This window comes from Staphylococcus gallinarum (assembly GCF_000875895.1).
In the GTDB taxonomy this organism is placed as follows: Bacteria; Bacillota; Bacilli; order Staphylococcales; family Staphylococcaceae; genus Staphylococcus; species Staphylococcus gallinarum.
The window spans coordinates 23,805-37,714 of sequence record NZ_JXCF01000003.1; the positions used below are offsets into that span (position 1 = coordinate 23,805).

8 protein-coding genes are annotated in these 13,910 nt (G+C 37.6%); 7 read left to right on the forward strand and 1 reads right to left on the reverse strand.

All coding sequences use genetic code 11. The features are described from left to right. Nucleotides 1-152: 152 nt before the first annotated feature. From rpoB to tuf, 7 genes are all read left to right on the forward strand, one after another. Nucleotides 153-3,704, forward strand: a complete 3,552-nt coding sequence (rpoB, locus tag SH09_RS02080; RefSeq protein ID WP_042737965.1) for a DNA-directed RNA polymerase subunit beta — start codon at nucleotides 153-155, stop codon at nucleotides 3,702-3,704. A gap of 160 nt (nucleotides 3,705-3,864) precedes the next feature. Further along, nucleotides 3,865-7,461, forward strand: a complete 3,597-nt coding sequence (gene rpoC / locus SH09_RS02085; protein ID WP_162846331.1) for a DNA-directed RNA polymerase subunit beta' — start codon at nucleotides 3,865-3,867, stop codon at nucleotides 7,459-7,461. A gap of 162 nt (nucleotides 7,462-7,623) precedes the next feature. Beyond that, nucleotides 7,624-7,878 (forward strand): ribosomal L7Ae/L30e/S12e/Gadd45 family protein, encoded by a 255-nt coding sequence (locus SH09_RS02090; RefSeq protein WP_042737967.1) that lies wholly within the window; start codon nucleotides 7,624-7,626, stop codon nucleotides 7,876-7,878. Between the two features lie 94 nt (nucleotides 7,879-7,972). Beyond that, nucleotides 7,973-8,386 (forward strand): 30S ribosomal protein S12, encoded by a 414-nt coding sequence (gene rpsL / locus SH09_RS02095; RefSeq protein ID WP_042737968.1) that lies wholly within the window; start codon nucleotides 7,973-7,975, stop codon nucleotides 8,384-8,386. Nucleotides 8,387-8,456: 70 nt separating this feature from the next. Further along, on the forward strand, nucleotides 8,457-8,927 hold the full coding sequence (gene rpsG, locus SH09_RS02100) for a 30S ribosomal protein S7 (RefSeq protein WP_042737969.1): 471 nt from the start codon (nucleotides 8,457-8,459) through the stop codon (nucleotides 8,925-8,927). A gap of 119 nt (nucleotides 8,928-9,046) precedes the next feature. Beyond that, nucleotides 9,047-11,137 carry an elongation factor G gene (gene fusA / locus SH09_RS02105; RefSeq protein WP_042737970.1) on the forward strand — a complete coding sequence of 697 codons (2,091 nt, stop codon included), beginning with the start codon at nucleotides 9,047-9,049 and terminating at the stop codon, nucleotides 11,135-11,137. A 223-nt stretch (nucleotides 11,138-11,360) separates the two neighbouring features. Continuing rightward, nucleotides 11,361-12,548 carry an elongation factor Tu gene (tuf, locus tag SH09_RS02110; RefSeq protein ID WP_042737971.1) on the forward strand — a complete coding sequence of 396 codons (1,188 nt, stop codon included), beginning with the start codon at nucleotides 11,361-11,363 and terminating at the stop codon, nucleotides 12,546-12,548. Nucleotides 12,549-12,717: 169 nt separating this feature from the next. On the opposite strand, the gene SH09_RS02115 is transcribed toward tuf, so the two are convergent. Continuing rightward, nucleotides 12,718-13,893: a M20 family metallopeptidase gene (locus SH09_RS02115; protein WP_042737972.1), complete on the reverse strand. Its 1,176-nt coding sequence runs from the start codon at nucleotides 13,891-13,893 to the stop codon at nucleotides 12,718-12,720. Nucleotides 13,894-13,910 lie beyond the last annotated feature (17 nt).

A 13,910-nucleotide genomic window follows, 5' to 3' on the forward strand; every position in this document is an offset into this window, starting at 1 on the left:
TCAATAAGTGTGTACTTTTACGTTCAAAATAACATTGTATATAATATGAAATAGAAAATGGTGTCATCAGGAGTGCTACCGTTTTCTTTTTGTCTTATTATATTTGCTATTTTTCTAAAAGTAAACACACAATTTTTGAGGGGTGAATCTGTTTGGCAGGTCAATTTGTCCAATATGGAAGACATCGTAAACGTAGAAACTATGCGAGAATTTCAGAGGTATTAGAATTACCGAATTTAATTGAGATTCAAACTAAGTCTTACGATTGGTTCTTAGAAGAAGGTTTATTAGAAATGTTTAGAGACATTTCTCCAATTGAAGATTTCACAGGAAATCTATCATTAGAATTTGTAGATTATAGACTTGGTGAACCAAAATATGATTTAGAAGAATCTAAAAACCGTGATACAACGTATGCAGCACCTCTTCGTGTTAAAGTACGTCTAATCATTAAAGAAACTGGCGAAGTAAAAGAGCAAGAAGTGTTTATGGGCGATTTCCCATTAATGACAGATACAGGTACATTCGTAATCAACGGTGCTGAACGTGTAATCGTATCACAATTAGTTCGTTCACCATCCGTTTACTTCAATGAAAAGCTAGACAAAAACGGCAACACAAACTTTGACGCAACAATTATTCCTAACCGTGGTGCATGGTTAGAATATGAAACTGATGCCAAAGATGTTGTTTATGTACGTATTGACAGAACTAGAAAGTTACCATTAACAGTATTATTAAGAGCTTTAGGTTTCTCAACGGATCAAGAAATTGTTGATTTGTTTGGTGAAAGTGAATACTTGCGTAATACATTAGAAAAAGATGGAACTGAAAATACTGATCAAGCATTGCTTGAAATTTATGAGCGTCTACGTCCTGGTGAACCACCAACAGTAGAAAATGCTAAAAGTTTATTATATTCACGTTTCTTCGATCCAAAACGCTATGATTTAGCTAGTGTGGGTCGTTACAAAGCGAATAAGAAACTTCACTTAAAGCATCGCTTATTCAATCAAAAATTAGCTGAACCAATTGTTAATGCAGAAACTGGTGAAATTGTTGCTGAAGAAGGTACAGTACTTGATCGTCGTAATTTAGACGAAATCATGGATGTATTGGAATCAAATGCAAACAGCGAAGTGTTTGAATTAGAAGGAAGCATCATTGATGAGCCTGTAGAAATTCAATCAATCAAAGTTTACGTACCTAATGATGAAGAAGGTCGTACAACGACAGTGATTGGTAACGCGTTCCCAGATTCAGAAGTGAAATGTATTACACCTGCTGATATTATTGCATCTATGTCATACTTCTTTAACTTACTAAGTGGTATTGGCTTCACTGATGATATCGACCATTTAGGAAACCGTCGTCTACGTTCAGTAGGGGAATTATTACAAAACCAATTCCGTATCGGTTTATCAAGAATGGAACGTGTAGTACGTGAAAGAATGTCTATTCAAGACACAGATTCAATCACACCACAACAATTAATCAACATTCGCCCTGTAATTGCATCTATCAAAGAATTCTTTGGTAGTTCACAATTATCACAGTTCATGGACCAAGCAAACCCATTAGCTGAGTTGACGCATAAACGTCGTCTATCAGCATTAGGACCTGGTGGTTTAACTCGTGAACGTGCTCAAATGGAAGTACGTGACGTTCACTATTCTCACTATGGCCGTATGTGTCCAATCGAAACACCTGAGGGTCCAAACATCGGACTTATCAACTCATTATCAAGTTATGCGCGTGTAAATGAATTTGGTTTCATTGAAACACCATATCGTAAAGTTGATATTGAAACACAATCTATTACAGATCAAATTGACTACTTAACAGCTGATGAAGAAGACAGTTATGTAGTAGCACAAGCAAACTCTGTATTAGATGAAAATGGTCGTTTCGTAGAAGATGAAGTCGTTTGTCGTTTCCGTGGTAACAACACTGTAATGGCAAAAGAAAAAATGGACTACATGGATGTATCACCTAAACAGGTTGTATCTGCTGCGACAGCATGTATTCCTTTCTTAGAAAACGATGACTCTAACCGTGCATTGATGGGTGCGAACATGCAACGTCAAGCTGTACCTTTGATGAATCCTGAATCACCATTTGTTGGTACAGGTATGGAACACGTAGCTGCACGTGACTCTGGTGCTGCAGTTGTTGCTAAACGTAAAGGTCGCGTTGAGCATGTTGAATCTAATGAAATTCTTGTTCGTCAACTTATTGAAGAGGATGGCCAAGAATACGAAGGCGAATTAGATCGCTATCCATTAGCTAAATTCAAACGTTCAAACACAGGTACATGTTATAACCAACGTCCTATTGTTAGCTCAGGTGACGTTGTGACTAAAGGTGAAATCTTAGCTGATGGTCCTTCAATGGAATTAGGTGAGATGGCACTTGGTAGAAACGTAGTTGTAGGTTTCATGACTTGGGACGGTTATAACTATGAGGATGCTGTAATCATGAGTGAACGTCTTGTTAAGGATGACGTTTATACTTCAATTCATATTGAAGAGTATGAATCAGAAGCGCGTGATACTAAATTAGGACCTGAAGAAATCACTCGTGATATTCCGAACGTTTCTGAAAGTGCACTGAAAAACTTAGATGACCGCGGTATTGTATACGTAGGTGCTGAAGTTAATGATGGTGATATCCTAGTAGGTAAAGTAACGCCTAAAGGTGTAACTGAATTAACTGCAGAAGAACGCTTATTACATGCAATCTTCGGTGAAAAAGCACGTGAAGTACGTGATACATCATTACGTGTGCCTCATGGTGCTGGTGGTATTGTTCTAGATGTTAAAGTCTTTAACCGTGAAGAAGGAGACGACACATTATCTCCTGGTGTAAACCAATTAGTACGTGTTTATATCGTTCAAAAACGTAAGATTCACGTTGGTGATAAGATGTGTGGACGTCACGGTAACAAAGGTGTTATTTCTAAGATTGTTCCAGAAGAAGACATGCCTTATTTACCAGACGGAACACCTATCGATATCATGTTAAACCCATTAGGTGTACCATCACGTATGAATATCGGACAAGTATTAGAGTTGCACTTAGGTATGGCTGCTAAAAACTTAGGTATTCATGTTGCGTCACCTGTATTCGATGGTGCCAATGATGAAGATGTTTGGTCTACAATTGAAGAGGCCGGTATGGCACGTGACGGTAAGACTGTACTTTATGATGGACGTACAGGTGAACCATTTGATAACCGTATTTCTGTCGGCGTAATGTACATGTTGAAACTTGCACACATGGTTGACGACAAATTACACGCACGTTCAACTGGACCATACTCACTTGTTACACAACAACCACTTGGTGGTAAAGCACAATTCGGTGGACAACGTTTCGGTGAGATGGAGGTATGGGCACTTGAAGCATACGGTGCTGCATATACACTTCAAGAAATCTTAACTTACAAATCAGATGACACAGTAGGTCGTGTTAAAACATACGAATCTATTGTTAAAGGTGAAAATATTTCTAAACCAAGTGTTCCTGAATCATTCCGAGTATTGATGAAAGAGTTACAAAGTTTAGGATTAGACGTTAAGATTATGGACGAGCATGACAATGAAATTGACATGCATGACACTGAAGATGAAGATGTTGTTGAGCGTAAAGTTGATCTTCAACAAAAAGATGCTCCAGAATCACAAAAAGAAATCACTGACTAATCGCATTTAAGTTTATAAAGGTATATTCCATATCGAGTAGCCACTTCGGCACTCGATAGTGGTCTTGCCATTTATCAATATAGAGCAATCAATCAATTTGCACAGCTAATCTAAATTGAAGGAGGTAGGCTCCTTGATTGATGTAAATAATTTCCATTATATGAAAATAGGACTTGCTTCACCTGAAAAAATCCGTTCATGGTCTTTTGGTGAGGTTAAAAAGCCAGAAACAATAAATTACCGTACTTTAAAACCAGAAAAAGATGGTCTTTTCTGTGAAAGAATATTCGGACCTACAAAAGATTGGGAATGTAGTTGTGGTAAATACAAACGCGTACGCTATAAAGGTATGGTTTGTGACAGATGTGGTGTAGAAGTAACAAAATCAAAAGTGCGCCGTGAAAGAATGGGTCACATTGAACTTGCTGCTCCTGTATCTCACATTTGGTACTTCAAAGGTATTCCAAGTCGTATGGGTCTATTATTAGACATGTCACCAAGAGCATTAGAAGAAGTAATTTACTTTGCATCTTATGTTGTTGTTAATCCAGGACCAACTGGTCTTGAGAAAAAGACATTACTCTCTGAAGCTGAATTCAGAGAGTACTATGATAAATTCCCAGGACAATTCACTGCTAAGATGGGTGCCGAAGGAATCAAAGAACTACTTGAAGAAATCGATTTAGATTCTGAATTAAAATTATTACGTGATGAGTTAGAATCAGCTACTGGTCAAAGACTTACACGTGCTATTAAACGTTTGGAAGTTGTTGAATCATTTAGACATTCTGGTAACAACCCAGCGTGGATGATCTTAGACGTACTTCCAATTATCCCACCTGAAATCAGACCAATGGTTCAATTAGATGGTGGCCGTTTTGCTACAAGTGATTTGAACGATTTATACCGTCGTGTTATTAACCGTAATAACCGTTTGAAACGTTTATTAGATTTAGGTGCGCCTGGTATCATCGTACAAAACGAAAAACGTATGTTACAAGAAGCTGTAGATGCGTTAATCGATAATGGTCGTCGTGGCCGTCCAGTTACTGGACCAGGTAACCGTCCATTAAAATCACTTTCTCATATGCTTAAAGGTAAGCAAGGTCGTTTCCGTCAGAACTTATTAGGTAAACGTGTTGACTATTCAGGTCGTTCAGTTATCGCAGTTGGACCAAGCTTGAAAATGTATCAATGTGGTCTACCGAAAGAAATGGCACTTGAATTGTTCAAGCCTTTCATTATGAAAGAATTAGTACAACGTGAGATTGCTACAAACATTAAAAATGCTAAGAGCAAGATTGAGCGCATGGATGACGAAGTATGGGATGTTTTAGAAGATGTAATTAAAGAACACCCAGTACTACTTAACCGTGCACCTACACTTCACAGACTAGGTATCCAAGCATTTGAACCAACATTAGTAGAAGGCCGTGCGATTCGTTTACATCCACTTGTAACGACAGCATATAACGCCGACTTTGATGGTGACCAAATGGCTGTTCACGTACCTTTATCTAAAGAAGCACAAGCAGAAGCACGTATGTTAATGCTTGCTGCACAAAATATCTTGAACCCTAAAGATGGTAAACCAGTTGTTACACCATCTCAAGATATGGTATTAGGTAACTATTACCTAACTTTAGAACGTAAAGATGCTGTGAATACAGGTACAATCTACAATGATACAAATGAAGTATTAAAAGCTTATGCTAATGGTTACGTACACCTACACACGCGTATTGGTGTTCACGCTAAATCATTTAACAATCCAACATTCACTGAAGAGCAAAATAATAAAATCTTAACAACTTCTGTTGGTAAGGTAATCTTCAATGAAATTATTCCGGATTCATTTGCTTACATCAATGAACCATCACAAGCCAATTTAGAAGGTGAAACACCTGATAAATATTTCGTGTCAGCAACTGAATTAGGTGAAGGTGGACTTAAAGCTTACTTTGAAAATGAAGAATTAATTGAACCTTTCAATAAAAAATTCTTAGGTAACATCATCGCAGAAGTGTTCAATCGTTTCAGCATTACAGACACATCTATGATGTTAGATAGAATGAAAGACTTAGGTTTCAAATTCTCTTCTAAAGCAGGTATCACAGTTGGTGTATCAGACATCGTGGTATTACCAGACAAGAAAGATATCTTAGATGAGCATGAAAAATTAGTTGAAAGAGTTACAAAACAATTCAACCGTGGTTTAATCACTGAATATGAACGTTATAATTCTGTCGTTGAAATTTGGACAGATGCTAAAGATCAAATTCAAGGTGAATTAATGCAATCACTTGATAAGACTAACCCAATCTTTATGATGAGTGACTCTGGTGCCCGTGGTAACGCGTCTAACTTTACACAGTTAGCCGGTATGCGTGGATTAATGGCCGCTCCATCAGGTAAGATTATCGAGTTACCGATCACATCTTCATTCCGTGAAGGTTTAACAGTATTAGAGTACTTTATCTCTACACACGGTGCGCGTAAAGGACTTGCCGATACAGCACTTAAGACTGCCGATTCAGGTTATCTTACTCGTCGTCTTGTTGACGTTGCACAAGATGTTATCGTTCGTGAAGAAGATTGTGGTACGGACAGAGGTTTACTTGTTTCTGATATTAAAGAAGGTACAGAAATGATTGAACCATTTATCGAGCGTATTGAAGGTCGTTATTCTAAAGAAACAGTTCGTCACCCAGAAACAGATGAGATTATTATCCGTCCAGACGAATTAATTACTGCAGATATCGCAAAACAAATCGTAGACGCTGGATTTGAAAAAATGTATATCCGTTCTGCATTTACTTGTAACACACGTCACGGTGTATGTGAAAAATGTTACGGTAAAAACCTTGCTACTGGTGAAAAAGTTGAAGTTGGTGAAGCAGTTGGTACAATTGCAGCCCAATCTATCGGTGAGCCAGGTACACAGCTTACAATGCGTACATTCCATACAGGTGGGGTAGCAGGTAGTGATATTACACAAGGTCTTCCTCGTATCCAAGAGATTTTCGAAGCGCGTAATCCAAAAGGACAAGCGATTATTACGGAAATCGAAGGTGTTGTGGATGACATCAAACTTGCGAAGGACCGTCAACAAGAAATCGTAATTAAAGGTGCAAATGAAACAAGATCTTATCTTGCATCAGGTACATCTAGATTGAAAGTTGAAATCGGTCAAAGCGTTGAACGCGGTGAAGTATTAACAGAAGGTTCAATCGAGCCTAAGAACTACTTATCAGTATCAGGTTTAAATGCAACTGAGAGCTACTTATTAAAAGAAGTTCAAAAAGTTTACCGTATGCAAGGTGTAGAAATTGATGATAAACACGTTGAGGTTATGGTAAGACAAATGTTGCGTAAAGTACGTATCATCGAAGCTGGAGATACTAAGTTATTACCAGGTTCATTAGTTGATATTCACAACTTTACTGATGCTAACCGTGACGCATTTAAAGAGCGTAAACGACCTGCAACAGCTAAACCAGTATTATTAGGTATCACTAAGGCGTCTCTTGAAACTGAAAGCTTCTTATCAGCAGCTTCATTCCAAGAAACAACTCGTGTACTTACAGATGCTGCAATTAAAGGTAAACGTGATAACTTACTTGGTCTTAAAGAGAATGTTATCATCGGTAAATTAATTCCAGCAGGTACTGGTATGAGACGTTATAGAGATGTTCAATATGACAAAGCTGTACCAGCACAAGAAGAAGTTGAAGAAGTTCAAACTACTGAAATTTAATTCACTGATTTAATATAAACAAGGTGATCGGAATGCTTTATTTCGGTCACTTGTTTTTTATTTATTTTTTTAATAAATTATGCGATAAAACGTTGACTGAATCATATAGGAGATGTTATTATTGTAAAGGTTGATGCAAGCAGAACTTTGGAGGATATCTAAATGTCTAATGAAAAAGTTGCACGCTTTAACAAACAACAATATGTTGTTGGTCTTAAACAAACGCTTAAAGCTTTGAATAAAGATCAAGTTACATCATTGATAATTGCTCAAGACGTAGAAGTTCATTTATTGACTCGCGTGTTAAGCCAAATCAATCACAAATCAATACCTGTCTCATTTTTCGAAGGCAAACGTGCTTTAGGAGAATATGTAGGTATCAGTGTGAGTGCAACGATTGTTGCATGTCTGAAATGAGATTAGTAAGATTTATCTTACTAAATTTTATTTACCCTTAAAATGAACCACCTGGATGTGTGGGATTATAAAACAGGAGAGGAGGAAACATTCAATGCCAACTATTAATCAATTGGTACGCAAACCAAGACAAAGTAAATCAAAGAAATCTGATTCACCAGCATTAAATAGAAACTTTAACAGTAAACAAAAGAAATTTACTGACTTAAATTCTCCACAAAAACGTGGCGTTTGTACTCGTGTAGGTACAATGACACCTAAAAAACCTAACTCAGCGTTACGTAAATATGCTCGTGTTCGTTTATCTAACAACATCGAAATCAATGCGTATATCCCTGGTATCGGACATAACTTACAAGAACACAGTGTAGTACTTGTACGTGGTGGACGAGTAAAAGACTTACCTGGTGTACGTTACCACATCGTTCGTGGTGCACTTGATACTTCAGGTGTTGATGGACGTAGACAAGGACGTTCATTATACGGAACTAAAAAACCTAAAAATTAATTTTAAGATTGCGTAAATTTTCGCAACACAATTTGAAAATATACTATAATAGGAAGGGAGGACTTACATTATGCCTCGTAAAGGATCAGTACCAAAAAGAGACGTATTACCAGATCCAATTCATAACTCAAAATTAGTTACAAAATTGATCAACAAAATCATGTTAGATGGTAAACGTGGAACAGCTCAAAGAATTCTTTATTCTGCTTTCGACCTAGTTCAAGAACGTAGTGGTCGTGAAGCTGTTGAAGTATTCGAAGAAGCTATCGACAACATCATGCCTGTATTAGAAGTTAAAGCTCGTCGTGTTGGTGGTTCTAACTATCAAGTACCAGTAGAAGTTCGTCCAGAACGTCGTACTACTTTAGGTTTACGTTGGTTAGTAAACTATGCACGTCTTCGTGGTGAAAAAACTATGGAAGAGCGTTTAGCTAACGAAATCTTAGATGCAGCTAACAACACAGGTGGCGCAGTTAAGAAACGTGAAGACACTCACAAAATGGCTGAAGCAAACAAAGCATTCGCTCACTATCGTTGGTAGGATAGAAGCTTTCTCCCTGAGTATGTTCCAAAAGGATGGTTTACCATCAGTGGTGCGTGCTTAGGGCATCGCCATATTTATAGTATTTATTCGCAGTAATACTGGAAGGAGAAAAATACATGGCTAGAGATTTTAGTTTAGAAAAAACTCGTAATATTGGTATCATGGCTCATATCGACGCTGGTAAAACAACTACGACTGAACGTATTCTTTACTATACTGGACGTATCCATAAAATTGGTGAAACTCACGAAGGTGCTTCACAAATGGACTGGATGGAACAAGAGCAAGATCGTGGTATCACAATTACATCAGCTGCAACAACAGCTCAATGGAATGACCACCGTGTTAACATTATCGATACACCAGGACACGTAGACTTCACAGTAGAAGTTGAACGTTCATTACGTGTACTTGACGGTGCGGTAACAGTACTTGATGCTCAATCAGGTGTTGAACCACAAACTGAAACAGTTTGGCGTCAAGCTACAACATATGGTGTTCCTCGTATTGTATTTGTAAACAAAATGGACAAATTAGGTGCTAACTTTGAATATTCAGTAAGTACTATTCATGACCGTTTACAAGCAAACGCGCAACCAATCCAATTACCAATTGGTGCAGAAGATGAATTTGAAGCAATCATTGACTTAGTTGAAATGAAATGTTTCAAATATACAAATGACTTAGGAACTGAAATTGAAGAAATTGAAATTCCTGCAGATCATCAAGAAAGAGCTGAAGAAGCTCGTTCAACATTAATCGAAGCTGTTGCTGAAACAAACGACGAATTAATGGAAAAATACCTTGGTGATGAAGAAATCAGTAACGACGAATTGAAAGCTGCAATCCGTCAAGCAACTACTGATGTAGAATTCTACCCAGTACTTGTTGGTACAGCATTCAAAAACAAAGGTGTTCAATTAATGCTTAACGCAGTAATTGACTACTTACCATCTCCATTAGATGTTAAGCCTATTGTTGGTCACCGTGCTGACACACCAGACGAAGAAGTTATCGCAAAAGCTGATGACAATGCTGAGTTCGCTGCTTTAGCATTTAAAGTTATGACTGACCCTTATGTTGGTAAATTAACTTTCTTCCGTGTTTATTCTGGTACATTAACTTCAGGTTCTTACGTTAAGAACTCTACTAAAGGTAAGCGTGAACGTGTAGGTCGTTTACTACAAATGCACGCTAACTCTCGTGAAGAGCTTAACACTGTATACGCTGGAGATATCGCTGCAGCAGTTGGTCTTAAAGACACTGGTACAGGTGATACTCTATGTGGTGAGAAGAATGACATCATCTTGGAATCAATGGAATTCCCAGAACCAGTTATTCACTTATCAGTAGAACCTAAATCTAAAGCTGACCAAGATAAAATGACTACAGCTTTAGTTAAGTTACAAGAAGAAGACCCAACTTTCCATGCTTCTACTAACGAAGAAACTGGACAAGTTATCATCGGTGGTATGGGTGAACTTCACTTAGATATCCTTGTTGACCGTATGAAGAAAGAATTTAACGTTGAATGTAATGTTGGTGCACCAATGGTTTCTTATCGTGAAACTTTCAAAACATCAGCTCAAGTTCAAGGTAAATTCGCTCGCCAATCAGGTGGACGTGGACAATACGGTGACGTTAAGATTGAATTCTCACCAAACGAAACTGGTGCTGGATTCGAATTCGAAAACGCTATCGTTGGTGGTGTAGTTCCTCGTGAATACATTCCATCAGTAGAAGCTGGTCTTGTTGATGCAATGGATAACGGTGTATTAGCTGGTTACCCATTAATCGACGTTAAAGCGAAATTATTTGACGGTTCATACCATGATGTCGATTCATCTGAAATGGCCTTCAAAATCGCTGCATCTTTAGCACTTAAAGAAGCTGCTAAAAAATGTGATCCAGTTATCTTAGAACCAATGATGAAAGTAACAATCGAAATGCCTGAAGAATACATGGGTGACATCATGGGTGACGTAACATCTCGTCGTGGACGTGTTGATGGTATGGAACCTCGTGGTAATGCACAAGTTGTTAATGCTTATGTACCACTTTCAGAAATGTTTGGTTATGCAACATCATTACGTTCAAACACTCAAGGTCGCGGTACTTACACTATGTACTTCGATCACTATGCAGAAGTTCCTAAATCAATCGCTGAAGAAATCATCAAGAAAAACAGTGGTAACAACGCTGAATAATTGATTAGTTTATAAGTGCCTTTTATAGTCACTTTGACTAATTAGGGTGCAATTCGTACCCTATGGTTTTATCAATTGATTTTTTGGGAAAAATGCATTATAAAGGTACTATATGGATAGTACTTATCCCTAAAGGATAAATTGTCTTCTCATGATGGTGAGAAACTGTCATGAGAGATAAATTTTAATATTAATTTTCTAACAGAATAGGAGAGATTTTATAATGGCTAAAGAAAAATTTGATCGCTCAAAAGAACATGCCAATATTGGTACTATCGGTCACGTTGACCATGGTAAAACAACTTTAACAGCTGCTATCGCAACTGTATTAGCAAAAAATGGTGACACTATTGCACAATCATACGACATGATTGACAATGCTCCAGAAGAAAAAGAACGTGGTATTACAATCAATACTGCACACATCGAGTACACTACTGAAAAACGTCACTATGCTCACGTTGACTGCCCAGGACACGCTGACTATGTTAAAAACATGATCACTGGTGCTGCACAAATGGACGGAGCTATCTTAGTAGTATCTGCTGCTGACGGTCCAATGCCACAAACTCGTGAACACATTCTTTTATCACGTAACGTTGGTGTTCCAGCATTAGTTGTATTCTTAAACAAAGTTGACATGGTTGACGATGAAGAATTATTAGAATTAGTTGAAATGGAAGTTCGTGACTTATTAAGCGAATACGACTTCCCTGGTGACGATGTACCAGTTATCTCTGGTTCAGCATTAAAAGCTTTAGAAGGCGACGCTGACTATGAGCAAAAAATCTTAGACCTAATGGAAGCTGTTGACACTTACATTCCAACACCAGAACGTGATTCTGACAAACCATTCATGATGCCAGTTGAGGACGTATTCTCAATCACTGGTCGTGGTACTGTTGCTACAGGCCGTGTTGAACGTGGTCAAATCAAAGTCGGTGAAGAAATCGAAATCATCGGTATGCAAGAAGAATCAAGCAAAACAACTGTTACTGGTGTAGAAATGTTCCGTAAGTTATTAGACTACGCTGAAGCTGGTGACAACATTGGTGCATTATTACGTGGTGTTTCACGTGAAGATGTTCAACGTGGTCAAGTTTTAGCTGCTCCTGGTACTATTACACCACATACAAAATTCAAAGCGGAAGTTTACGTTTTATCTAAAGACGAAGGTGGACGTCATACTCCATTCTTCACTAACTACCGCCCACAATTCTATTTCCGTACTACTGACGTAACTGGTGTTGTTAACTTACCAGAAGGTACTGAAATGGTTATGCCTGGCGATAACGTTGAAATGATCGTTGAATTAATTTCTCCAATCGCTATCGAAGACGGTACTCGTTTCTCTATCCGTGAAGGTGGACGTACTGTAGGATCAGGCGTTGTTACTGAAATTAACGAATAATCATTATTTATAATGATTTGAGAGTCTCCTTAGGGAGGCTCTTTTTTTGTGGCATAATATATAGCTTTTTATAAAAAATAAATGCTATAAGTATTATTAGATGTAATAGCAAAAGAGAGAATGGGTTATAAAAAAAGCGCTACTAATAGCGCTTTTTACATAAGATGATTTATAGTTGTTTAAATATATTTTCTAATTCTAGAATTTTTAAAAACTCACTTACTGCGTATTTCATGGCCTTTTCATCAATATTAAAATATGGGCTATGATGAGGGTAATCAGAGTTCTTTTCTGGGTTACCACATCCAGTTAAAAAGAAAGCGCCTGGACGTACTTTTAAATAGTGTGAAAAGTCCTCTCCGACCATCATTAAATCAGATTCATTGTATCTTAAATTAATATCATTAGCGGCCTGTTTAACAACTTCGTAGCAATTTGCATTATTATGAACAGGTAAGTATCCTTTAATATAATCTAATGAATATTCTATATCATTTGCAACAGCTAATCCTTGTAATAATTTGTCCATTTTATTAATAACGTGATCTTGAATATCTGTATCAAATGTGCGAACAGTACCTCTACAATATGCTGAATCTGGAATGACATTATCAGCAGAACCAGCTTGAATCATGCCGAAGCTAAGTACTGCTTGCTTTACAGGGTCAATTGTACGAGAGATTATTTTTTGTGAACTCATAATAAATTCAGCCATAATTACTACAGGATCAATTGTTTCATGTGGCTTGGCACCATGTCCGCCTCTACCATGAATTGTAATATTAAATTCATCAGGAGATGCCATCATAGCGCCTGGACGTGAATATATCGTACCTGTAGGATAACCACTCCAAAGATGGTTACCATAAATTCTATCGACACCTTGCAAGCATCCATCATCAATCATCTCTTGAGATCCACCCGGCATAATTTCTTCACCATATTGAAAAATTAAGACAACTGTACCATTTAATTGATTTAAATGACTCTCTAATATTTCAGCAACAGCCAGTAATATTGCTGTATGACCATCATGACCACATGCATGCATTGCACCTGGATTCTTTGACTTATAATCGACATCCGTTAATTCATCGATCGGCAAAGCATCAAAGTCTGCTCTTAGAGCGATTGTAGGACCGTCACCATTTCCTTTAAAGCGAGCAACAATGCCATTGCGTCCTACAGGTGTTTGAATTTCACAAGATAATTGGCTTAATTGATTCATAATGAAATCATGCGTGTGATATTCCTCAAAAGATAGTTCAGGGTACTGATGGAGATAGCGACGTACTTGAACCATTCTATTTTCTTTTTCATTTGCTAGTTGAAACCAATCAAACAACTTCAACCCTTCTTCCA

Excerpts from the sequence above, each read along its gene's own strand:
- rpoC (WP_162846331.1), top strand. The coding sequence starts at position 3,865 with ATGAAAATAGGACTTGCTTCACCTGAAAAAATCCGTTCATGGTCTTTT.
- SH09_RS02090 (WP_042737967.1), top strand. The coding sequence starts at position 7,624 with ATGTCTAATGAAAAAGTTGCACGCTTTAACAAACAACAATATGTTGTT.
- rpsL (WP_042737968.1), top strand. The coding sequence starts at position 7,973 with ATGCCAACTATTAATCAATTGGTACGCAAACCAAGACAAAGTAAATCA.
- rpsG (WP_042737969.1), top strand. The coding sequence starts at position 8,457 with ATGCCTCGTAAAGGATCAGTACCAAAAAGAGACGTATTACCAGATCCA.
- fusA (WP_042737970.1), top strand. The coding sequence starts at position 9,047 with ATGGCTAGAGATTTTAGTTTAGAAAAAACTCGTAATATTGGTATCATG.
- tuf (WP_042737971.1), top strand. The coding sequence starts at position 11,361 with ATGGCTAAAGAAAAATTTGATCGCTCAAAAGAACATGCCAATATTGGT.